The 24372-nt window shown below is 37.4% G+C and carries 20 protein-coding genes and 1 pseudogene; 7 read left to right on the top strand and 14 right to left on the bottom strand.

The window, feature by feature from the left end:
* The first annotated feature begins 10 nt into the window (after window positions 1–10).
* A complete protein-coding gene (locus ADU73_RS09425) occupies window positions 11–889 on the top strand; it encodes an aldose 1-epimerase family protein (protein WP_046871129.1) in 879 nt (292 codons plus the stop codon).
* Between the two features lie 69 nt (window positions 890–958).
* On the opposite strand, the gene plsY is transcribed toward ADU73_RS09425, so the two are convergent.
* The gene (gene plsY, locus ADU73_RS09420; RefSeq protein ID WP_162261350.1) at window positions 959–1555 is read right to left on the bottom strand and encodes a glycerol-3-phosphate 1-O-acyltransferase PlsY; all 597 of its coding nucleotides are present in this window, start codon (window positions 1553–1555) and stop codon (window positions 959–961) included.
* 177 nt (window positions 1556–1732) lie between these two features.
* Here plsY and parE point away from each other — a divergent pair, with 177 nt between their 5' ends.
* The 4 genes and pseudogenes from parE to ADU73_RS09400 all read left to right on the top strand — a co-directional run bounded on the left by parE (window position 1733) and on the right by ADU73_RS09400 (window position 8104).
* The gene (gene parE / locus ADU73_RS09415; RefSeq protein ID WP_046871131.1) at window positions 1733–3733 is read left to right on the top strand and encodes a DNA topoisomerase IV subunit B; all 2001 of its coding nucleotides are present in this window, start codon (window positions 1733–1735) and stop codon (window positions 3731–3733) included.
* 24 nt (window positions 3734–3757) lie between these two features.
* Window positions 3758–6226 carry a DNA topoisomerase IV subunit A gene (gene parC / locus ADU73_RS09410; RefSeq protein ID WP_062913426.1) on the top strand — a complete coding sequence of 823 codons (2469 nt, stop codon included), beginning with the start codon at window positions 3758–3760 and terminating at the stop codon, window positions 6224–6226.
* A gap of 105 nt (window positions 6227–6331) precedes the next feature.
* Window positions 6332–7147 (top strand): annotated as a pseudogene (locus ADU73_RS09405) (LysR family transcriptional regulator substrate-binding protein); the annotation flags it as partial.
* A gap of 30 nt (window positions 7148–7177) precedes the next feature.
* Window positions 7178–8104: a manganese-dependent inorganic pyrophosphatase gene (locus ADU73_RS09400; protein WP_046871134.1), complete on the top strand. Its 927-nt coding sequence runs from the start codon at window positions 7178–7180 to the stop codon at window positions 8102–8104.
* A gap of 114 nt (window positions 8105–8218) precedes the next feature.
* On the opposite strand, the gene ltrA is transcribed toward ADU73_RS09400, so the two are convergent.
* From ltrA to ADU73_RS10530, 6 genes are all read right to left on the bottom strand, one after another.
* The gene (gene ltrA / locus ADU73_RS09395; protein ID WP_046870767.1) at window positions 8219–9604 is read right to left on the bottom strand and encodes a group II intron reverse transcriptase/maturase; all 1386 of its coding nucleotides are present in this window, start codon (window positions 9602–9604) and stop codon (window positions 8219–8221) included.
* A gap of 104 nt (window positions 9605–9708) precedes the next feature.
* The gene (locus ADU73_RS09390; RefSeq protein WP_046870766.1) at window positions 9709–9906 is read right to left on the bottom strand and encodes a hypothetical protein; all 198 of its coding nucleotides are present in this window, start codon (window positions 9904–9906) and stop codon (window positions 9709–9711) included.
* Window positions 9907–10228: 322 nt separating this feature from the next.
* Window positions 10229–11224 (bottom strand): IS66 family transposase, encoded by a 996-nt coding sequence (gene tnpC, locus ADU73_RS10365; protein ID WP_237028350.1) that lies wholly within the window; start codon window positions 11222–11224, stop codon window positions 10229–10231.
* Window positions 11225–11289: 65 nt separating this feature from the next.
* Window positions 11290–11841, bottom strand: coding sequence for an IS66 family transposase zinc-finger binding domain-containing protein (locus ADU73_RS10630; protein WP_226996035.1), 552 nt, complete (start codon window positions 11839–11841; stop codon window positions 11290–11292).
* A 20-nt stretch (window positions 11842–11861) separates the two neighbouring features.
* Window positions 11862–12215, bottom strand: a complete 354-nt coding sequence (gene tnpB, locus ADU73_RS09375) for an IS66 family insertion sequence element accessory protein TnpB (RefSeq protein ID WP_046872076.1) — start codon at window positions 12213–12215, stop codon at window positions 11862–11864.
* Window positions 12205–12381, bottom strand: a complete 177-nt coding sequence (locus ADU73_RS10530; RefSeq protein WP_155386988.1) for a hypothetical protein — start codon at window positions 12379–12381, stop codon at window positions 12205–12207. Before ADU73_RS10530 ends, tnpB begins: the two co-directional genes overlap by 11 nt.
* 146 nt (window positions 12382–12527) lie before the next feature.
* Between ADU73_RS10530 and msrB the strand changes: the two genes are divergently transcribed.
* Window positions 12528–12971, top strand: a complete 444-nt coding sequence (msrB, locus tag ADU73_RS09370; RefSeq protein WP_046872075.1) for a peptide-methionine (R)-S-oxide reductase MsrB — start codon at window positions 12528–12530, stop codon at window positions 12969–12971.
* A gap of 190 nt (window positions 12972–13161) precedes the next feature.
* On the opposite strand, the gene ADU73_RS09365 is transcribed toward msrB, so the two are convergent.
* From ADU73_RS09365 to ADU73_RS09355, 3 genes are all read right to left on the bottom strand, one after another.
* Entirely contained in the window at window positions 13162–14301 is a 1140-nt protein-coding gene (locus ADU73_RS09365; RefSeq protein WP_062913425.1) for a hypothetical protein, read from the bottom strand.
* Between the two features lie 223 nt (window positions 14302–14524).
* Complete coding sequence (rnjA, locus tag ADU73_RS09360) at window positions 14525–16210, bottom strand: ribonuclease J1 (RefSeq protein ID WP_046871763.1); 1686 nt, start codon at window positions 16208–16210, stop codon at window positions 14525–14527.
* 230 nt (window positions 16211–16440) lie between these two features.
* Window positions 16441–17304: a DegV family protein gene (locus tag ADU73_RS09355; RefSeq protein WP_046871764.1), complete on the bottom strand. Its 864-nt coding sequence runs from the start codon at window positions 17302–17304 to the stop codon at window positions 16441–16443.
* A gap of 194 nt (window positions 17305–17498) precedes the next feature.
* On the opposite strand from ADU73_RS09355, the gene ADU73_RS09350 reads away from it, so the two are divergent.
* Complete coding sequence (locus ADU73_RS09350) at window positions 17499–19193, top strand: NFACT RNA binding domain-containing protein (protein WP_046871765.1); 1695 nt, start codon at window positions 17499–17501, stop codon at window positions 19191–19193.
* Between the two features lie 44 nt (window positions 19194–19237).
* Here the strand turns inward: ADU73_RS09350 and ADU73_RS09345 are convergent, their stop codons facing one another.
* From ADU73_RS09345 to ADU73_RS09330, 4 genes are all read right to left on the bottom strand, one after another.
* A complete protein-coding gene (locus tag ADU73_RS09345; RefSeq protein ID WP_062904234.1) occupies window positions 19238–21694 on the bottom strand; it encodes an ATP-binding protein in 2457 nt (818 codons plus the stop codon).
* Window position 21695: 1 nt separating this feature from the next.
* Window positions 21696–22778, bottom strand: a complete 1083-nt coding sequence (locus ADU73_RS09340) for a carbamoyl phosphate synthase small subunit (RefSeq protein ID WP_046871767.1) — start codon at window positions 22776–22778, stop codon at window positions 21696–21698.
* Between the two features lie 18 nt (window positions 22779–22796).
* Window positions 22797–23333: a bifunctional pyr operon transcriptional regulator/uracil phosphoribosyltransferase PyrR gene (gene pyrR / locus ADU73_RS09335; RefSeq protein WP_046871768.1), complete on the bottom strand. Its 537-nt coding sequence runs from the start codon at window positions 23331–23333 to the stop codon at window positions 22797–22799.
* Window positions 23334–23460: 127 nt separating this feature from the next.
* Window positions 23461–24372 carry an RluA family pseudouridine synthase gene (locus ADU73_RS09330; RefSeq protein WP_062913424.1) on the bottom strand — a complete coding sequence of 304 codons (912 nt, stop codon included), beginning with the start codon at window positions 24370–24372 and terminating at the stop codon, window positions 23461–23463.

Raw genomic sequence — 24372 nt, 5'->3', positions numbered from 1 at the left:
TTTTAATTAAATGGTTACCTTAGAAAATGAATATTTACGTGTTCAGATCAATGAATTAGGTGCTGAACTATCTAGTGTAGTTTCTTTAGACACCAACTTAGAATATATGTGGCAGGCTGACAAACAAATCTGGGGGCGTCATGCTCCGGTTCTTTTCCCAATTGTTGGACGGTTAAAAGACGACCAATATGAATATCAAGGAACAAAATATGAAATGCATCAACATGGATTCGCACGTGATGAAGAATTTGAAGTCGTTGATAGTAGCGACACGCATGCCACTTTAAAACTAACTGACAACAATAAAACACACAAAATTTATCCTTTTGAATTTGAGTTAGTTATAAGTTTTGACTTGAAAAATCATGAATTACGAGAAACGTATCGGATCTACAATCCAGACGCAGACAAACACTTATTGTTCTCAATTGGTGGTCATCCCGGATTTAATACAAATTTTGGCTCAGATCAAATATTTGAAGATGGTAATTTGCATATTGCTCCAAACAAGACTTATTCGCAAATTCCATTAAAGGCGCCACTTAATGATGCAGAAAATGCATTTCCTGTTGATTTTAGTAAAGCCACCAGGCTAAATCATGATTTGTTTAAAAAAGATGCCATTATTCTTGAGCTAAATAAACAAGAGACAACAATTATGCTGGATAATCAAAAAAATGACCATGGCGTTGCATTAACCGTTATAGATGCACCATACGTCGGAATTTGGTCTCCATATCCAAACACTGGTAACTTTGTTTGTATCGAACCGTGGTGGGGAATTGCAGACAATGTAAACAGTACTGGTAAACTTGAAGAAAAAATGGGAATTAATGATTTGGATCCTAAAAGTGAAGCTTCACAAAGCTTTGAAATTTCTTTCTTTTAGTGATACAAAAAAAGGAGGTTATCACAAATGTGATAACCTCTTTTCCATTTCATCATAAAGTTAGCTAGCCTAACGCTTGTTTTTGTGATGATACCAAAAACCAAATGGTATTAAACTTTCTGTCCCGTTTCTGAGCCGTTTAATATTTTCGCGATGCCGATAGAAAATGAAAAAGGTGAGCACTACGGCAACAGTAGTTAAAATCCAATCATGATAAAACAAAGATAAAATGCTAATAAGAACTAACGCCGTCATGCTTGCCACACTAACTGTGCTAGTTAAATATACTAAGCTTGCAAAAATAATACAGGCAATAATAAAAAATGGCGGATTATAGGCCAATAAAATGCCTGCGCTTGTAGCTACTGCCTTACCACCTTTATAGTGATCAAAGATTGAAAAGGTATGCCCTAAAATAGCAGCCAATCCAATTAGTAAGGGATTAACATTTGGTGTGTGAAATAGATACGGCTGACTAGCAGCTAACGTTCCCTTTAAAATATCCATTAGTAAAACAACCGTTCCCGCTTTAGGTCCTAAAACCCGAAAAGTATTGGTTGTTCCAATGTTACCACTACCTTGTTTACGAATATCAACATTAAAGAATTTTTTCCCAATCAAAACACCTGAAGGAATTGAACCTAGCAAATAGGCGATGATCAGCATAATGATAATTTTAAACAAATACTTGGCCCCTTTTCAATTGAGAATCACTTGTAATTTTAGCATGTTTAAAATTTGATTCCAATGTTTGTTTTTGCGTATGTTATATTAAGAAAGGTAATGTTCAGAATTTTTAAAATGATATAATAATAAGGATTATAAGTAGAAAGGGTCTTTGAAATGAGTAAACGTAGTTCAGCAGAATACAATGATTCCTCAATTCAAGTTTTACACGGTTTAGAAGCTGTGCGAAAACGTCCCGGGATGTATATCGGTTCAACCGATAGTCGCGGATTACACCATCTTGTTTATGAGATTGTTGATAATGCTGTGGATGAGGCTCTCGCTGGCTTTGGTAAAAAAATTACTGTGACAATTCATAAAGATAATAGCATCACAATCTCTGATCAAGGTCGGGGAATGCCTGTTGGAATGCATTCTTCTGGCATTCCCACTGTAGAAGTTATTTTTACTGTGCTTCATGCAGGCGGAAAATTTGGTCAGGGCGGTTATAAAACTGCTGGGGGATTACATGGTGTTGGTGCCAGCGTAGTTAACGCTTTGTCTGAGTATCTTAATGTCGAAATCGTACGAGAAGGAAAAAAGTATCGTGAAGAGTTCAAAAATGGTGGTCATGCAGTTGGGACTTTAAAAAAGATTGGTAAAACTAAAGAACCAAATGGGACCGTCGTTACTTTTAAACCAGATCGAGAAATCTTCACGACCACTGTTTTTAACTTTAATACACTTGCAGAACGTCTTCGCGAATCAGCATTTCTGCTTAAGGGCGTCACAATCTCTTTAACTGATGAACGTGAAAATCAAGAACAAACCCAAACTTTCCTTTATGAAGAGGGAATTAAAGAGTTCGTCAGTTATTTAAATGAGGATAAGGATACCCTTGGTGACGTTCTTTACTTTGATGGTTCTAAAGAGGGCGTTGAAGTTGAAGTTGCCGCCCAATATAATGACGGCTATTCCGAAAATGTTCTATCGTTCGTTAATAATGTCCGAACTAAAGATGGCGGCACCCATGAAGCTGGTATGCGTTCAGGATGGACAAAAGCTTTCAACGAATACGCGCACAAAGTAGGGCTGCTAAAAGAGAAAGACAAAAACCTCGAGGGTAGTGATGTTCGGGAGGGACTGTCAGCAGTCATTTCACTGCGAATTCCTGAAAAAATTCTTGAATTTGAAGGCCAAACAAAAGAAAAGCTTGGAACTCCTGAAGCACGACCAATCGTTGATAGTATTGTAAATGAACAACTACTCTTTTACCTCATGGAAAATGGTGAATTTGCACAAATGCTCGTTCGCAAATCATTAAAAGCCCGTGAAGCGCGTGAAGCTGCCCGAAAAGCACGCGATGCAAGTCGTAATGGCAAGAAGCGTAAGAAACAAGATAGGCTCTTGTCTGGTAAATTAACCCCCGCACAGTCCAAAAATGCGGCTCGTAACGAGCTTTTCTTAGTCGAAGGTGATTCTGCCGGTGGTAGTGCCAAGCAGGGCCGAGATCGCAAGTTTCAAGCTATTTTACCTTTGCGAGGAAAAGTTTTAAATACTGAAAAAGCTAAATTACCTGATGTTATGAAAAACGAAGAAATCAGCACAATGATTTATACCATTGGGGCTGGTGTCGGCCCCGAGTTTAAAATTGAAGATCGAAATTACGATAAAGTTATTATTATGACCGATGCGGATGATGACGGTGCTCATATTCAAATTTTGTTACTGACATTCTTCTATAAATATATGCGTCCTATGATTGATTCCGGTCATATTTATATTGCATTGCCTCCACTTTACCGATTGCAAAAGAAAAGCGGTAAAAAAACTAAAACAGTTTATGCATGGACAGATGAAGAACTGGAACAAGCTTCAAAAGAAATCGGTCACGGTTTTGCTCTCCAACGTTACAAAGGACTTGGTGAAATGAATGCGGATCAGCTTTGGGAAACAACCATGAATCCTGAAACAAGAACCTTAGTACGTGTAAAAATTGATGATCCGGCTTTGGCTGAACGCAGAGTGACAACATTGATGGGTGACAAAGTTGAACCACGACGTAATTGGATTGAAAAAAATGTTGAATTTTCTTTGGAAGAAGAAGGCAGCATTCTAGATAATGAGGCCGTTAACGTTGCCCATGAAGATGGTGTTCTCGAAGATGACGAAAACTAAAACTAATGAGAGGAGGTCGTGAATATGACAGATTCAAAAAAAGAAAATGACAATAAAATTCAAGAGCTTACTCTGGAAGATGTCATGGGTGATCGTTTTGGTCGTTATTCAAAATATATTATTCAAGAACGTGCTCTTCCTGACATCCGTGACGGATTAAAACCAGTACAACGGCGAATTCTATACGCTATGAATCAAGACGGAAATACCTACGATAAGGGCTTTCGTAAATCCGCAAAGTCTGTTGGAAACGTTATGGGTAATTTTCATCCTCACGGCGATAGCTCTATATATGAAGCTTTGGTTCGCATGAGTCAGGATTGGAAATTGCGTGCACCTCTAATTGAAATGCATGGTAATAACGGATCAATTGATAATGATCCGGCAGCTGCAATGCGATACACCGAAGCCCGTTTAAGCAAAATTGCAAGTGAGATGTTGAAGGACATCGATAAAGAAACTGTGGATTTTGTTTTAAATTTTGATGATACAGAATATGAACCAACCGTTTTACCAAGTCGTTTTCCAAACCTACTTGTTAATGGTGCCACTGGTATTTCAGCTGGTTATGCAACGGATATTCCGCCGCATAACTTAAATGAAGTTATTGACGCTTTATTGTACCTATTAAAACATCCCGATGCATCATTAGAAAAATTGATGACTTTTGTAAAGGGACCTGATTTCCCAACTTCTGGGATTATTCAGGGGATAGATGGCATTAAAAAAGCCTATAAAACAGGAAAAGGTCGGATCATTGTCCGTTCAAGGACCAAGATTATTTCTTTACGTGGTAATAAATCACAAATCGAAGTTACAGAGATTCCCTATGAAGTAAACAAGGCTCAACTAGTCAAGAAAATTGATGAAATTCGCATTTTGAAAAAAGTTGATGGTATCGTTGAAGTTCGTGATGAATCCGATCGTAATGGTCTCTCAATTGCCATTGAACTCAAACGTGATGCCGACTCAGAAGGTATTTTAAATTATTTATTTAAAAATACTGATCTGCAAATTTCTTATAATTTTAATATGGTTGCCATTAATCATAAACGTCCAGAAACCTTAGGATTAAAGGCCTTTTTAGAAGCATACTTAGTTTTCCAAAAAGAAGTCATTACCAAACGTACCCAATTCAGTTTAAAAAAGGCTGAAAAACGACTTCGGATTGTTCAAGGACTAATTAAGGCTCTTTCAATTTTAGACCAAGTCATTGCGGTCATTAGAGGTAGTAAGGATAAAAAAGATTCAAAAACTAATTTAGTCCAAAAATTTGATTTTACAGAAGAACAAGCAGAAGCTATTGTTTCTTTACAACTGTATCGCTTGAGCAACACAGATGTTACTGCTTTAGAAGCGGAATCTGCGGATTTAAACGAACATATTCAACAATATAATGATATTTTGAATAGTCCTACAGCTCTAGCTAAAGTTCTCCGTACAGAACTAAGCAGTGTTAAAAAACAGTATGGGACACCAAGATTAACGGAAATTCAAGATGAAATTCAAGAAATCAAAATCGATCGTAAAGTAGTTGTTCCCGAAGAACAAGTTATGGTATCCGTTAGTCATGATGGCTACTTAAAGCGGAGTTCGTTGCGTTCTTATAGTGCTTCCAGTGAAGATGATAATGGTCTAAAAGATGAAGATTATCCAATTTTTCTAAAGCAACTCAGCACCTTGGACCACTTAATGATGTTCACCAATAAAGGTAATCTTATTTCACGACCTGTTCATGAATTAGCAGATTCTCGATGGAAAGATACCGGTGAACATATTTCTCAAACTATTGGCTTGGGTGATAAAGAACGAATTATAAAGGCTTTTGCTTTTCATTCATTAAAGGAAAACGGTGAATTCTTAATTGCAACTAATGATGGGTATATTAAACGAACAGACTTCTCTAATTTAACACCTGGACGTAATTACAAAAAACACGCCTCTACATTTATTAAATTAAAAAATGCAGATTCAGTTGTTGTAAATATTTTCTTCATTGAGCATCAATTAAAGCAGACGGTAATGCTCCTTTCTGAACGAGGATATGGGCTCCGTTATGATCTTGCTGAAATCCCAATTATTGGTGCCAGAACTGCTGGTGTCAAATCTATGGACCTTCGTGAAGACCAAGTTGCTAACATTCAGCTTGTGGACGATTCAAATCAAGTTGGAATAATTACACAACGGGGAGCATTTAAACGAATGGCAGTTAAGGACATCCCAGTTACCAGTCGTGCAAGAAGAGGAATCTTGGTTCTTAGAGAACTTAAGAAGGATCCACATCGGATAATTGATTTTATTAAAATAGATAAAAATTCGATTTTGGAAGTTCGAACAAGCCGAGGCACATTACATGACATTATTACAACCGAACATCCATTGAGTGCACGATACTCTAACGGATCATTCGTTATTGATGTTGATTCAGAAGGTACACCAATCTCTATGATGCTGAAACCGGTTCCCGTTGTAGCGTCCACACCTGAACGTTAAATCTTAAATTAGAATAAATCTCCGTATTTTCAAGGATAATTTCTTGTTTTTTTCATCATTAACCATTAGAATAATTATAAACCATTATAAACCATTAGAATAATTGTTGGTGCACCATTATTCTATTCAGTTGGAAAAAAATTACGATTGTCAGATGCTGGTTATACCATGCTAAAGGCAACTCACAATATTAATGAGGTTTTGAATCAGGCAACTGATGAAATTCAACAATCAACTTCAGCAACTCAAGGTGAAATCAATATTGGTATGTTAGCCTCAATTGAATCACGTGTGTTTGAAGATTTCATCACAAAATACTATGAAAAACAACCTGACATTCTCATTTCATTTCATACATTAACACGTAAGGAAATTTGGGAACGACTGGAAAATAATCGAATCGATTTAGCCATCATGTACTTACCAGATGGCAGTATTAAGAACTGGAAACCTTATGAATCACGTAAAATTCTTAACGAAGATTTACTTTTTATTCATCATGAAGAAAAGATGTCTAAACAAAAGAAGATCAAGCTAAAGCAAACCTTAAATGCTAACTGGGTTACATATCCAGAAGGCTATTATCTAGAAGGAGTTTTACGTGAAGCTTACAAAAATCAATTAGTTGATGTCCCAAATAGTGTGGCCCGTTTTACCACTCCTGATCAAATTCGTCGTTTTGCAGAAAATGCTGGAGTAAACACGGCGCTTCCTGCCTCATACGTGATTTCGCATCCTGGATCAGATAACACTTGGATGGCACGTTTTGACCCAGCAATTAACTTTGATTTAAGCTTTGTTTTTCGTAAAGATAAGGATGAAATTCCAAGAATCAATACTTTCTTAGAAGCATTTGATACCTATTTGAGTGAAGAAAGTTACACAGAACGTTTACGTAAGATGATTGGTAATCAAAATTAAACAATAGAATATAAGGAGTTTTTGTTAATCATGAGTAAAGAATTAGTTTTTGGTCATAAAAATCCAGATACAGACGCCATTAGTTGTGCAATTGAATATGCTTACTTAGCAAATAAACTGGGCGATGACGTGGAAGCCGTTGCGTTAGGCAAAACTAATAACGAAACCAACTACGTTTTAAAACGTTTTAATGTAAAGGCACCTCGTGTAATTACTAAGGCCAAACCTGAAGTTGATTCAGTTGTCTTAGTTGATCACAACGAAGCTATTCAAAGTGTATCTGACATAGCAGACGTCACCGTATCAGGTGTTATTGATCATCACAAAATTAATTTTACTTCTGCACAACCTTTGTTTTATCGTGCAGAACCAATTGGCTGTTGTAGTACAATTATTTACAAAATGTATCTAGAAAATAATATTGAGATTCCTAGTAATATCGCTGGGTTAATGTTGTCTTCAATCATTTCTGATACCTTACTTTTGAAATCTCCTACAACTACTGATGACGAACGTAATGCAGTACCTGCTTTAGCAAAGATTGCCGGTGTCTCTGATTATGAAGCCTATGGTGTTGAGATGCTCAAGGCTGGTAGTGATGTTGATAGCCGTACTGCTGAAGACATCCTAGAGGGCGATGCAAAATCGTTTGATATGGGCGGCAAATCAGTTCGCATTGGACAAGTAAACACTGTTGATTTAGACGATGTCTTCAAACGCCAGGATGAACTGGAAAACACAATGAAATCTCTTATCAAAAAAAATTCTTACGACTTGTTTCTTTTGTTAGCTACTGACGTTCTGACAAGCGATTCAGAGTTACTAGTCCTAGGTGAGGGGACAGAGGCTGTTGAAACTGCCTTTAACCACAAGCTCAGCAACAACCGAATGACCTTACCAGGAGTTGTCTCACGTAAAAAGCAGGTTGTCCCACCATTAACCAAAGTTTTAAGTTAAATCTAACTAAAGAAATACTAAAAAGAAATAATCGAGTAGGAGGTAGTTGATTAATTCAACTACCGACCTCTCACACCACCGTACGTACGGATCCGTATACGGCGGTTCAGTAATTTAAGCACTTTGAATGAACTGGAGTGTCTTGGTTAGATTCATTAATCCAAGGCGTTCCAGTTTTTCATTTGTTAAGGTATATAACAAGGTTTTACTATGCGCTGTACGCCAGTAACCCTTACGGGTATTGGCAGACTTAACCGCATCACTTGTAGATAATCCTAATCGTTTCAAGTTATTTATCTTTGTCTTGGTCTTCTTCCACTGTTTCCAGATATACTGCCGTATACGAGACCTTAACCATTTGTCCAATGTCTGAATAAAAGTAGTCATCTTTCCAACAGAAAAATATTGGATCCAGCCGCGCATCTTTTGCTGAATTTCTTGAAATATCTTGTCAGTTGACACCCCACGATTGCGCTTAGTAATTTGCTTAAGCGCTTGCTTAATTCTAAGCTTGGGTTCTTTGGCTGGTCGTACATAAGCACCACCATGTCCGACTCCCAATGAAAATCCTAAGAATTTTAGTCGTAGAGGTGATCCAACCTGTGTCTTCTTTTGATTGACCGTTACTTTTAGTCGACCTTCCAGAAAATTAGAGATACTTTCAAGAACTCGTTGCCCAGCTCGCTGACTTTTAACGTAAATATTACAGTCATCCGCATATCGGACAAATTTATGGCCTCGTTTTGTCAATTCTTTATCAAGTTCGTTCAAATAAATGTTGGCTAACAATGGTGAAAGTGGACCTCCTTGGGGAGTTCCTTTTTCACTGCTTTCAAATAAGCCATGATTCATGACCCCACTGGTTAAAAATCGACGAATCAATTTTGTTAACCATGGATCATTCACGTATTGTTCAATGAACTTAATTAATAAATCGTGGTTCACAGTATCAAAGTACGCTTTTAGGTCTAGGTCAACCACTCGGTGAAATCCTTCGTTATAAAATGAAACGACCTGTTTAATGGCTTGTTGGGCACTTCTTCCTGGACGAAAACCAAAACTACTCTCTGAGAACGCTTGCTCAAACACTGGGCTCATAACTTGGGCTACCGCCTGTTGGACCATACGGTCAACAACTGTCGGAATTCCTAATTTACGGGTACCTCCGTTGGGCTTGGGAATCTCTACTCGTTTAACCGGCGCTGGTTTATATGTGCCATTTGCTAGTTGTTCAAGTAGCTCTTTCCGGTGTTCTTTCAGGTATGGCAAAAGGTCTTCAACGGTCATGCCGTCTAAACCAGCTGCTCCTTTATTCTTGGTCACCCGTTGATAGGCTAAATTCAGATTATTTCGGGCTAAAACCAAGTCTTGAAACTTAATGCCACTCATTCTTGTATTTTCACCAGAGGCAGTGCTACGCGCCCCGATATGCTCTTGGTCTTCCAGACCTGCCATCCATCGGTGGTCAGCTATTTGTTCTGTTTTCTGCGATTTTCGCACTGCTTCCACCTCCAATATCAATTACGAGTTATTACTGTTCGGTCCTTCGTTCACTTCGTGGACTACTATGACCTCGGCTGACTCCTGCATTACTCAACATTCCATCACTGAAGTGCTTGTCTTTGTGGAACATAACGTTCCTCTTGTCGGAAACGTGTAATACAGGTCTCCCCGGGTAAGAACGCTAACTTTCGTACCATCTCACCGTTGGCTTTACCGTCATGACTTCGAGTAGTATCGGACTTCAGTTTGTTAGGCAACCTTATCCAGTCATTTCGGCCTTGTAGCCACTTCTTGTTCATCGGTGCAGTACTTCGCCTGCGGCTTCCTTCGGATTCCACTTCACAGTGGACACCCTTGCCATTGGCTCATGGTTCCGACTACTACGGCCCATAACGGACTTTCACCGCCTAGTTAGCGCCCATGCCGGGCGCACCTAAAAAAACCAATTCTTAAAATTAAGAAATTGGTTTTTTCTATAGCTAATTAAAGATGAATGGCATTAACTATTAATAGCATCCATGCAGCAAATTCATTGTTTGTTTGTAAGCGCCGGATATGAATTTAATCAAAAATACCACAAATAGACAGTTATCGACCAGAATTACTTGGCCTGATAGCTGTCTATTGTTGTTTACAGTGTAATTGCACGGTTTCGGACCAAGGTAAATAGTCTTTCAATGTGCTTGAATCTACAACTTTCAAATTAGGAATTTCTCTGAATAAGTAATTTAGATATTTACGAACATCTAAATTATTTAACTCGGCTGTTTTCATGATGCTTAGAATTACGCCATTGGATGTGGCTCCTTGTAAACTGGTGGAAAACAACCAGTTTTTCCGGCCCATAACTAATTCTTTAATCATGCGTTCGGCCTTATTGTTAGAGAACTCTAAGCGGCCATCATTGAAAATTTCCATCATGGCTTGCCGCTGTTTCGCCGCATATTCACCAGCACGGCCTAATTTAGAATGCGGCAATATATTCGCATTTTCTAACCATTGCCAGAAAGCGTCCATAACTGGTTTAAGTTCTGCTTGTCGTGCTGTTAAGCGCTCCTCCGGAGTTAGAGCTTGCCATTTTCGCTCTAACTGGAACATCTTTTGCCAGTAACGGTAACCTATGTACGCTGGACTACTTTGATTTGGCTGCTTTTTATTACCAATTGCCTCATAGAACTTTCGTCTAATATGAGCAGCGCAAGCTACTAAGGTAATCTCAGGTAATAAGTGATAAGCTCCCCAACCATCACAATGTAGATAGCCTTTAAAACCATCTAAAAAACCAAGTGGCACCTCGTGTCCCCGTGTTTCAGCGTGATGGTATAAGACAATTTGCCGCTTTTCACTATTACCTGAACAGAACTGCCAGTAATAAGTTTTGGTTTTATCACTCTCAATAACCTGATAACTAGTCTCATCGGCATGCAAAACGTCTTGCTGTTTCATTTCATCTTGAAGCAGTTTGTAAACTGGCTGAAGGACTTGTTCACTACTGATAATTTGCCAGTTACAGATGTTATCGCGATTTATCTCCAGTCCAATGGACTTCCAATATTTTTCTTGCCGATAGGCAGGGACTTTTTGTTGAAACTTTTGAATGATAGTTTCGGCAACAATGGAACCAGATCCTAAGCTATTGGTAATTAATGGTTTAGGAACCGCAGCTTTCTTATTTCTTTTTCTTATTTCTTAATGGAAGTAATCCCTTGTTGCTCACAATGTTTACACACATAACTATGTTGGTTATAAATTAGGCGCGTAATCTTAGCGGGAATAAATGCTAATTCACTTCTAATCGGTATGCTGCCCATGTCGGTCATTTCGACGCCACAGTGTTGGCAATCTCGTTCACTAATTAACAGTTCTTTTTCAATTTGCTCGACGGGAAATTTTGCCAATTTATCTGCTTTTGTTCCTTTGGCCTTACGTCGGTAATTTTTAACTTCGATTACGGGTTCATCTTGTGCAGGAGTCGCTGGTTCATTACCATTGTTAAACAACGATAGTTGTCCGTCTTGATCGGGAATAACTTCTTTGGATTTACCGAACAGTTTGCGGTTCATCTCGGCAATCAGTTCATTCAAGTAGGTGATTTCTTGATGTAATTGGTCCACTTGTCGGTTGGCTTGCGCTAACTGTTTGACTAATTCTTCATTATTTTTAACTAGCGTTGCCATAACATCAGACACAGAAATCACCACTTTCGTTTTATTTAATAGAAAGTAGTGTATCATATTCGTTTGCTTTTACCTAACTAAAATTGACCTTGAGATGCGCTATGTACTGACTGACGTTGTTCTACCTTAAGTCCTTCAAACAGCCAACGAAGTTGTTGCTGAGAAAGCTGTTTAACTTCCTGACGATGACGTGGCCAACGCAACTTTCCGTTTTCTAGTCGTTTGTACAACAGAAGAAAACCATCACCGTCCCAATATAACATCTTAAAACGATCGGATCGTACGCCACAAAAAAGAAATAAGGCATCTGTATATACGTCAAGTTGGTATTCATCTTTTACGATTGTAGCTAGACCATCAATACCGCGCCGTAAATCAGTTTTGCCACAAACAATGTAAATATGGGCAATTCGCGTATAGTCAACGAGCATTAGTTTTCAACTCCTTCAGAATGATATAGAGAATATATTTATCGATGTCGTTATGAATTTGAATCTTGATATCTCTATACTGAAGCGTGGCTGCAACCCCGTTGATTTTTTGAGGAGTGCTCTCACGATCGCTTGAATTCATCTCAATCTGGACAATATCTTTCAAAAGAAAAACCTCCTTCAATTAACTGATAAATCCAGTTTAAAGAAAAAGGTTGGTATTTGATAGGTACTAAGTTATCCGGCGCTTACGTTTGTTTTTGTGTTATATATTAAGATGAATTTCACTTTAATAAATTGGAGGTATTTATCATGTCCGACAACAAAAAGTCTAAAAAAGATTTAAAGAATAAGTTATCTAAAGAAGCATTTGAAGTCACGCAACATGGCGCTACAGAAACACCGTTTAGTGGTCAATATGATGATTTCTATCAAGAAGGTATTTACGTTGATGTTATTAATGGCAAAGCTTTATTTAGTTCCACTGATAAATATGATGCTGGGTGTGGTTGGCCATCATTCACAAAACCAATTGACAGCAACGTAACTCAAGATCATCGTGATAGCTCATTTGGTATGGAGCGCACAGAAGTTCAAAGAACAGATACAGGTTCACATTTAGGTCATGTTTTTACTGATGGACCAACTGAAAAAGGAGGTTTACGATACTGTATTAATTCTGCAGCATTAAAATTCATTCCTAAGAAAAAAATGCAAAAGAACGGATATTCTAAATATTTAAGTTTATTTTCTTAAGGATCATTTTTAAACTACTTTGAATAATATATATTATGTAAACTAGAATAAAAATCATCTTTCTTATTCTAAATTAAATACACATCTTCCCTCCTATTTATATTATCAAACAATCAAAATAAAAAAGGCAAAAATAAAAAAGGATTGACCATTTTCGTAAATGATCAATCCTTTTTCGATTACTACTTTACTAATTACTATGAGAACTTGATGACTTGCTGCTACTACTCGATGATTCATGTTTTGAACTAGCAGAGCTCTGAGAACTACTATTCTTTGAACTTGAGCTGTTCTCCGATGAACTTGCAGTTGAATTACTTGCTCTTGAACTACTTGCTGCTGCTTGCGAACTAGCACTCGCTGCTGATGTGCTTTGTGAATGAGCTGTCGAAGCAGATTGACTACTTGCCTGTGAACTAGCCAATGCCGCTGATGCACTTTGTGAGCTCGCCATTGAAGCAGATTGACTGGCAGCTGAACTAGCTGCGGATGACGACGCACTATCTTGATCCTTACGATACGTCTTAACAGCAGTTTCAACACGAGTTAAATCCTTACTTGCTTGTTCAAAATTAGGATACTTATCCAAACTATCTAGTAAATCATTTAATTTTGAACTCGTTACAGAACTATGCAATGAACCACTTTTACCATTTTTAAATAATTTATTTGTTTCTTTATGCAATTTGCTAACCGCTGCTGCCTTTGGTTGTAAATTCGTTAATAATTTATTATATTCATTGTAGAAACCTGAGAAGTCCGATTTAAAAGTTGTATCTTTCAGATCCTGTAATAAACTTGAAACTTTATCTCCAGTTGTCGAAGTTCGATAATTATTTCCGCTTCTTAGGTCAGAAACCCTTTCACGAAATGAGATTGCACTCTTACCTAGGCTTGCCAACTGACTATACTGGTTTGCAGCCGTATTATCTTGAATTTTCTTTGCATCTGCCTCAAGCTCGATCATTTGTGCGCTTGTAGCCTGATTAGTAATGTTATCTCGATCATTGTTAAAACTCGTTTGGACAATTTTTTCAGCATTGTCTTTAGCCGAGGCATTATTCGTACGACGAACAATGAAAAAGATGGCGACAATAACGACTACAAGAATTCCAACAATCCAAAGCCATTTTTTTGAATTTGATTTTTTGTTTTTATTATGTGGTTTAATCGCTGTGGGTGACTGTGATCCGCTTGTCCCTCCTGCTTTAGGTGTTTTCTTGTGTTTATTGGATGCTTTTTTTTGCTGTTTTTGTTGTTCTCTTGCTCTTAAACGGCCCATTCGTGAATCTGGAACGGACCTATCATTATCATTATTAATCGCAATCATCTTCCCATCTTTATAGATTTGTGCAGTCTATATTAGCATTTCCCCATAATTCTAATTTAACATTTTTTTCTCCTAACAACTAGTTAGAAAACTATTTAATTCAAAAAATCGTAAATTTTTACAGAACTTCAAAAAGAATCTTCAACTATGAGATTTTGTTTCTCACAATTGAAGATTCTTTCATCATCTCATAAATAAAGTGAGTAGATTCAAATTCATTGGTCTATTCAAAAATAAGCATAGGTACGATCATCGGACTACGTTCAGTTTTCTGATATAAAAATTCCTGAAGGTCATCAATAATATTATTATTAAAGTCTTTTTCAGTTGGATGCGATTTCTTTTTCATTGTATTTAGTAATGAACTAAAAGCCGCCTTATTTGTATCATGAATTAATTCATTCGATTCACGCATGTAGATAAAACCTCTAGAAATTGTATCTGGTCCAGCGGTGATTCGATGTTTCTTGACATTAATCGTTGCAACAGCCGTCACAACGCCTTCACTTGCTAAAATTGTGCGATCGCTTAAAATCTGTGAACTAACATTATCATTAATATCAGCATCATTTAAGTACACATCACCAGCACTGAAATGATCTGCAATTCGGGCGCTATCTCGGGTTAAAGCCAACACATCACCATTTTTCATAATGAAACAATTATCTTCAGGAATTCCCGTTTGTTCAGCAAGTTTGGCATGAATCATCTGCATCCTATACTCCCCATGACAAGGCATAAAGAATTTTGGCTTAATCAGACGTAACATCAACTTCTGATCTTCTTGACCACCATGGCCAGAAGTATGAATATTGTTTACCTTACCATGAATAACCGTAACGCCTGCTTCGTCTAACTTGTTAATTAGATTATTTACGCTGACAGTATTTCCTGGGATAGGATTACTTGAAAATACAACCGTATCATCAGGTTGCAAACTAATTTGTCGATGAGTTCCATTGGCAATCCGGCTCAAAGCTGCCATCGGTTCACCCTGTGATCCAGTACATAAAATCATCAACTTGTTAGCTGGCAAATTATGTAATTCCTGAGCATCCACTAAAGCTTCTTCAGGTATATTTAAATATCCTAATTTTTGTCCGGCTTCAATAGCATTTTCCATACTCCGACCAAAAATAGCAATTTTTCTTCCTTGTTCTAAGGCAGCTTCACAAGCCTCTCGTACTCGGTACACATTAGAAGCAAATGTTGCAAAAATAATTCTCCCTTGAATTTCAGTGAAAATCCGTTTGATACTTTTTTCAACAAACCGCTCAGACTTTGTAAAGGTCGGACGCTCTGCATTTGTACTATCAGACATCAAAAGCAAAGAATCTTTTCCGCCGATTTCCGCCATTTTTTGGAAATTTGGAGATGGTAAGTTTCCAACTGGAGTTAGATCAAACTTAAAGTCACCTGTTTGTACAACGGTTCCTTGTGGAGTGTGAACCGCAATCCCTAAAGTGTCTGGAATTGAATGCGTAGTCCTGAAAAATGACACAGATAACTTCCGGAATTTCAAAACAGTATCTTCCTGTAACTCATGTAATTCGGTTGTCCGTAATAAGTTATGTTCTTTCAACTTACCCTTAATTAATTCTGATGCAAATGGTCCTGCCCAAATTGGCACATTTAATTTTTGCAAAAAGAATGGAATTCCACCGATATGATCTTCGTGCCCATGGGTAATAACCAAAGCTTTAATTTTCTTTTGATTTTCAATCAAGAATTGATAATCTGGAATAATATAATCGACGCCTAATAACTCATCTTCAGGAAATTTGATCCCGCAATCAATGATCACAATTTCGTCCTGATACTGGACGCAGTACATATTTTTACCGATTTCTCCTAACCCACCAACGGCATAAACCGCCACTTCGTTGTTTTTAACTTTTAATTTACGCATAAAAAAACTCCTTCTTTTAATAAACACCAAAGCACCATATTAGAACGGCTTTAGTATTTTATGTTCTTAATAATTTTTTTCATGGTGACCAATACTCACCATTCCGATTGTATTAAATTAACCATATCACATTAGTCTTCAGTTCACAACAAAAGTACTAATCCTTTTTTGCATATTAAACTGTAAATTAAAAAATAGATTAGTCACTAACAACTAATCTATCATCTCATCTAATCTTTTGTGTAATCTCTTAACCAAGCCAGAGCCAAAGCCTTTTCTCCAAGGTGTGTTCCAATTACAGGTCCAAAATAACTAATATCAATTGGTAAATCTGGATACTTTGCTTGCAATCTTTCTCGCCATTTGAGGGCAGCAGGTTCATCATTTGCATGAATAATGATGGCTCTAATTGGATAATCAATTTTTTCTTTATTCTGAGCAAATAACTCTTCAACTCTCGTGAATGCTTTTTTGGTTGAACGGACTTTTTCAAACGCCACAATTTCATGAGCATCATTAAATGTCAAAATTGGTTTAATCTTTAGCAATCCACCAATGAATGCTGAAGCGTTGGATAAACGTCCGCCCCGCACAAGATTTTGTAAATCATCCACGATAAAGTATTCACCAAAAGTTGCACGTAGTTTATTTAACTGAGTTAGAATATCTTCTGGTGTCCGTTCCTCACGAGCCATTTGAGCCGCCTCTAGCACAAGCGAACCCATGAGACGAACTGTGATCTCAGAATCATACACATACACATTTAGACCATCAATTTCGTCTTTGATAGAGTCTAAGCTACTAACAAATCCTGAAATGGTACTTGCTAAATGAATGCTAATCACGTTTTCATAACCTTCATCACGAAGGTGCTTATATAATTCAATCATTTTACCCAATGATGGCTGGGTTGTACTTGGAAATGATCCCGAGGTTCGCAACTTTTGATAAAACTCCTCCGTTGTAATATCTACCCCTTCATCGTAACTCTTACCATCAATCACTACAGGAATTGGTACCACTACAATATGATTATTTGAAATTTCTTCTTTTGTTAGATAACAGGTACTATCCGTTACAATGGCCGTTTTCATTTATACACCAGCTTCTGATTTTTAAAATTAATATTTAAATAATATCACAAATTTAAAAAAATTCAAAAAGTCTTCAAACTTCCTTAAACAAATGCGCTTTCAGTTTAACTTTCAAGGTTTCATTTATTACTTTCCCTTTCTAGACTGGTATACTAGATAGTAACAGTTTATACAAGAAGAAAGTAGGTCCCAATATGTCATTCGACGGTTCATTTACTCACGCCATGGTTCACGAATTAAATTCTTTATTACAAAGTGGACGAATTACTAAAATTCATCAACCTTACGATAATGAAGTTATTATTACTTTTAGAGCAAATCGTAAAAATTTTCCTGTTTTACTTTCTGCACATCCGAACTATGCCCGCGTGCAAGTTACTAAGATTCCCTATGCTAATCCAGCCGTTCCGACAAATTTTACAATGATGTTGAGAAAGTACCTGGATGGTGCCATTTTAAATTCCATTAAACAAGTTGAAAACGATCGAATAATTAATTTTTCGTTTTCAAAACGAAACGAGCTCGGCGATATAGATGAGTTACTTCTTGCTGTTGAAATTATGGGTCGTCGCAGCAATATCATTCTACTTAACAATACTACAAAAGTAATTATTGATACAATCAAGCACATTAATGCTGATCAAAATCGTTATCGCCTACTTTTGCCCGGTGCAACCTATATTACGCCACCCAGTCAAAACAAACAAAATCCCTTTACTGATTCTAGTGAAGCTTACAAAATCGACTTAGAAAAATACCCAAATCAAGAAGTTTTAGCGGATGAATTACGGAAAAACTATCAAGGGATAAATAAGGAAACTAGTTTAGAACTCGCAAACTACTTACATCTTCACCCATCAGATAGTGCATTTACTGACTTCTTCGATAAATTTGAGCATCCAGAACCAGTGATGACTACTCAAAAAAAGAAACCTACTTATACTGCCTTTCCTTATGCAACTTTAGAAGGACAGGTTCAACATTTTGATTCACTTAGTGCTTTACTGGACGCCTTTTATGTTGCCAATGCCCAACGAGACCGAGTGATTCAAAAGGCCGGGAATTTAGTAAGAGTCGTGAAAAATGATTTAAAAAAGAATCGAAATAAACTTAAAAAGTTAAATCAAACTCTTCAAAGCTCTGAAAAAGCTGATAGTTATAAAATTAAAGGTGAGATCTTGACGACTTACCTAAATCGGGTAAAACGAGGGATGACCGAAATCACCCTACCGAACTATTATGAAGATAATCACGATATCAAGATTTTATTGTCTAATCAGATCTCGCCTTCTCAAAATGCCCAGAAATATTTCAAAAAATATCAAAAATCAAAAAATGCGGTCCACTATGTTTCTGAGCAACTTGAAAAGACTCACCAGGAGATTGACTATCTTGACAATATTATGACTCAAATTGAGTTGGCTAATCCTCAAGATCTGGATGAAATTAGAGAAGAGCTTGAAAAAGAAGGCTACTTAAAACCCAACCAAAAAAAGAAGAAACAAAAACGACTTCAACACTCTAAACCAGAAACCTTTCATGCCACAGACGGTACACAAATCTCGGTTGGAAAAAACGATACGCAAAATGATCGTCTCACACTAAAAACAGCTAAAAAATCCGATATTTGGTTGCATACACAGAAGATTCCTGGATCTCATGTAATTATTCATAGTTCTGATCCTTCGGAACAAACGATCTCTGAGGCTGCCAATTTAGCTGCTTACTTTTCAAAGGCACAATTATCTTCACATGTCCCAGTTGATTATGTATCGGTTAAAAAGGTCCATAAACCCAATGGAGCCAAACCAGGACTCGTAATATATGAGGGACAGAGTACTATTCTTGTGGACCCTGACGAAAAGCTAGTCAACCAATTACGTAAATAGTTCAAAAAAACGCTCTATCATTTTAAAATGATAGAGCGTTTTAATTAGCTTTTTGAAATTTTTGCTCCAATAGCCAATGAGAAAGGTGGATTCTTAGGAATCGGAATTTGTAACTGCTCATATGGAAAGATATGATCCAATTTTAATTGTCCCTCTGTATTAGGAATTTCCACCATATTATCACCTTCTGGCTTTCCCAGAGCCATTCTCACAAGATCATCCACTAAATCATAATTTAAAACCCCAGTCATGAAAGGAATATCTTGAATAGCTAAGGGAATTGTCCCCGTCACAATTAAATGAGTCCCTTCTTGTTTAAACATGATTTGATAAATACCATCACTTTGTTTACGCAGCTCACTTTGCGAGATATGTTCAATTTTCTTTAGTATTTGTGGATCAGCTTGCGATGGAAAACGTAAACTGTCATCCTGATCCGTTTGAAAGCACCCTAAATTACGCTCTGTATCACCTGATTTTCTACCTACTACTAAGTAATGAGAATCAACGTTTTCCGCGCGCGAAGTTCGTGAAAGAGGTAGTTGCGTGATATCTACCCCTGCTTCACTCAGATCAGTAACAATTTGCCATTTCCCTTGTGCAATCACAAAATCGGGTTGTTCACTATTAATAATATTTAAACAATTTTCAACGGTAAGTGGTTCTAAATAAAGCTTATCAGCTAACTTAGGCAAAATTGAAATTGCCCCTGGATTATTATTAATCAAAACAGTTTCATAGCCAAGATTCTGGCAAGTCTCAATTGTGTGAACCGTCACATAATCAGCTGCTGAATTCGTTCCAACTTGGCTGTTAGCTGTTCCTAAAATAAACACTTTTGGTTGTTCACTTATTTGTGCTTCATTTTCGGTCTCAAACGTCGTGTAATAACTACGATTATTGTAAGGAAATTCTCCGGCCGTTGGTTCAATTCCTTTAAACGTTGGCTCGATATGATTGGTATGTCGAAATTCACGTACTTTTTTATCTGAGCATTTCCATAATCTAGCAATTTGTGAATCACCATAACCATAATATTTTGCATTTTGTAAAATTGAAGCATCAAATGGATTCTTACGAAGCTTTTTCTCAATTTGGACAATATGAATAAGCTTATAGAAATAGAAAGCGTCAATTTTAGTTAATTCAGACAACTCTTCAACTTGATACCCACGCCGGATTGCTTCAAGTAAATAAAACATTTCCCCCGCCGTTGGATGGACTAACACATTGATCAGTTGTCCTTCATTTAATCTAGATTCGTCCAATGCAGCTTGCTCAGAGGTCGTCGTTGAATCTACCGATCGAATTGCTTTCAAAAGGGCTTCTTCCGTACTTCGACCAAAGGCAATTACTGAGCCAGTTGATTTCATTCGTGTATTCAACTCTTGATTAGCGTTGGCAAAACTGGCAAATGAGAAAGTTGGAAATCGTACAGCAATATGGTCAAGAGTGGGCTCAATAAGTGCAAGTGAGTCGTGTTGCCTTAACCCAGGGATTTTGATATTTCGAAGATTTCGACCAAAACTAATCTGCGTACATACCAGTGCTACAGGATATCCAGTTGCTCGTGCCGCAAAAGCCGTTGTTCGATCAAAATAAGGATTTACACGAATAACGTAATAGTTGCCGGTTACCGTATTTAAAGCAAATTGAATATGACAAATTCCACGAATTTTGAATTCTTGAACGATTCTTAAAGCCGAAGTACGAATGGCCTGAAATTCCTGGTCCGTGAGTGTTTGCGTAGGTGTAAACACCACTGAGTCTCCCGCATGGACACCCACCGGGTTAAAGTCTTCCGCCGCACAAATCAACATCCGTGTATTTTCATTATCTCTAATTAATGTCATTTCAATTTCTTTAAATCCCACGATACTTTTTTCAACGGCCACTTGATGGGTCGTCGAAATTCGAAATGCGGAGGCCAACATCTGTTTAAGTTGATGCTCATTTTCACAACGCATTCGACTAGAATTGCTAATTGCAGCCACCGGTTTCAAAATGACAGGATAGCCAATTCGATGAACAAATTTCAAAACTGCATCAGCGTCATTCAAAATATTTGTAGGAATATATGGTTCATGAATATTTTTTAAAATCCGATTAAGTGATTCCGGATTTTGGGTATTGGCGATAGTTCGCAAACTGACACCTAATAGCCGGATATTTAATTGCTCAAAGATTCCAGCTTCATCGAGCTGATGTAACACTTGAAAAACCGGTGCCCCACCCAGTGTTGGAATAAGTGCATCAAATTCATTATTTCTAAGAATTGCAATTAATGAATTAGCATCTAAATTACTAATAATAAAGTGATCAGAATCTAAATAATTGCCAATAACTGAATTGGCGTTATTGGTTATAAATGTTACTTCTTTATCTACTTGGTGCAGTTCTTGGATCGTTTGTAAAGCTGCCGCTTCAAGTTCCGTATCGACACCAATAGTGTTTGGCCCTGAGCCAATAATTAATATTTTTTGTAACTTTGTTCGTGCCATTTTACCGCTCCATTCGAGTAGTCATTACATCGACAAATTCGTCAAATAGCTCTGAGGCTTCTAATGGACCTGGAGCGCCATCTGGGAAAAATTGAACGCTAAACGCCGGATAATCTCGATGACGTAAGCCTTGTACAGATTGATCAACTAAATCCACATGGGTAATCAACATTTTGTCTCGATCAATTGAATCACGTTCCACTGTGTATCCTTGCCCTTGTGAAGCATAAAAGATTTCGTCCGTAATAACTGATAAAATGGGATGATTATCACCATGGTGTTCATATTGAAGTGGCTTAATTTGTGCACCATTTGCCATCGCAAATAATTCATGTCCCAATCCAATTGCAAATAACGGAATTCGTTGTTCAACTTCTGCAATCATCATCGTTAACGAATCTGGCAGATCAGTTGGGCTTCCAGGCCCTGTTGATAATATGACCCCATCAGGATCTAAATCAAAAATTTGTTCCGCCGTACACGTATATGGTAGTACCGTCACATTACAATTCCTTTGACTAAGCTGTCGCAAGATGCCATGCTTAAGTCCTAAATCAACCACCACAACATTTAATCCAGATCCAGGATTTGGATAAGCCTTGGGCGTCGATACCTGATTTACCTGCTGATTAGTAAGCACAATTGCATTTAATTGGTCAAACGCATGCGCTAGATCTTTTACTGGATCAACAATACTACCCTTGATAGTTCCTTTTGCGCGTAATTTATGCACTAATGCACGTGTATCAATTCCGCTAATCCCAGGAATGTTTTGGATTTTTAGAAACTCATCTAATGATAGTCTGCGTTGTCGATTAGTTGAAACATCCGCAACATCACGAACAATGACACCCTTACACGTTGGTTCAATTGACTCATAACTAGCCCGGTCAACCCCATATCCACCAATTGACGGTTGTGAAAAAACAATGATTTGATTATGATAAATTTGATTAGTAATAATCTGCTGATAGCCGGTAGCACTTGTATTAAAGACAACTTCGCCAAAAGTGGTCGCGGGTGATCCAAAAGCTTGTCCGCGAAACACACTGCCATCGTCTAAAATTAAATATCTATCCCCCACAGCTTTCACCTCAATAAACTATTTGTCATTTGCAATTTTTACAGAATCTTCGTCATCAATCTCCGAAACAAACACTTCAATTTTTTCGTTTTGAGCCGTTGGAATATTCTTTCCAACAAAATCTGCTCGAATTGGTAATTCTCGATGACCGCGATCTACCAGAATAGCTAAATTAATGCGTTTTGGTCGCCCAATATCCATGATTGCATCCATTGCCGCACGAATTGTCCGTCCAGTATATAATACGTCATCCACTAGAATAACTTTTTTTTCTTCTAAACTAAAATCAAAATGAGGTTTCTCAGAAATTTTTGAATCATCATCTAGTTGGTGGATATCATCACGATAGGCAGTCACATTTAGTTCTCCAACTGGGACTTCAACATTTTCAAGTTGTTTTAGTCTTTCTGCAATCCGTTGAGCTAAAAATACACCTCTCGTTTTTATTCCAATAATAACAATATTTTCTACGCCACGATTTCGTTCAATAATTTCATATGTAATCCGAGTTAGTGCCCGTTTCATTGCCATTGCATCCATGATTTCTTTTTCCAAAGTTACACCCTTCCTTTCTAAAATAAAGGCGAACCAAATTTACATTTGCTTCGCATCCATCCAATTGAGGAGACTTTATTATTATTTATCTCTTCAAAGTTCTAAGTCCACTAATTACGCATTAACTTTAACCATGTTCAGTTTGCGTGTCAAGCCATTTCAATGTCTTCTGAAATATGGCTGGCAGCGGTGCTTCAAACTCTAAATATTTATTAGTTGTAGGCTGTTTGAATCCCAGAACACTGGCATGCAAGAACTGTCCATTTCCCTTCAATGTTTTTCGAGGACCATAGAGAGGATCGCCTGCTACAGGATGGCCAATATATTTCAAATGAACTCGAATTTGATGCGTTCTTCCAGTTTCTAACTTACATTGAATTAAGGTATACTCGCCGTAACGTTTCAAAACTTTGAAATGAGTCACCGCTGGTCTGCCATCAGCCACAATAGCCTGCTTTTTCCGATCCTTTGGTGAGCGACCAATTGGAGCATCAATTTTTCCATTATCTTCTTTAATATTCCCGTGAACAAGGGCAATATAAAGTCTCGTGTTTGTCTTGGCCTTTAATTGAGCCGATAAACTTTGTTGGGCTTTATCATTTTTAGCTACCATCAACAAACCCGAAGTATCTTTATCGATTCGATGAACAATTCCTGGACGAAATTCTCCATTAATTGTAGCTAACGGACTATGAAACAACAGAGCATTAACTAACGTATGGTTAGGATGCCCTGCCGCAGGATGTACAACCATTTCCTGAGGTTTATTGACCACAATAACATCGTCATCTTCATAGACAATATCTAAAGGAATATCTTCCGGTTCTAATTCTGTTGGCTGTGTGTCTGAATCCTGAACTTCGATTTGATCTCCAGTTTTCACTTGGTACTTATTTTTGATTTTTTCGCCATTAACCAAAATACGATCCCTTTTGATCAAGGATTGGATATGAGAGCGCGTTAAATCTGGGAAAGCTTCTGCAAGTACCTTGTCAATTCTGCCCTGTTGATCTTGAATCGTAAGTTCATGCGTTAACAT

This window comes from Pediococcus damnosus, assembly GCF_001611155.1.
In the GTDB taxonomy this organism is placed as follows: domain Bacteria; phylum Bacillota; class Bacilli; order Lactobacillales; family Lactobacillaceae; genus Pediococcus; species Pediococcus damnosus.
The sequence above is the reverse complement of the archived record's forward strand: the minus strand, read 5'-3'. Positions and strand labels throughout refer to the sequence as shown.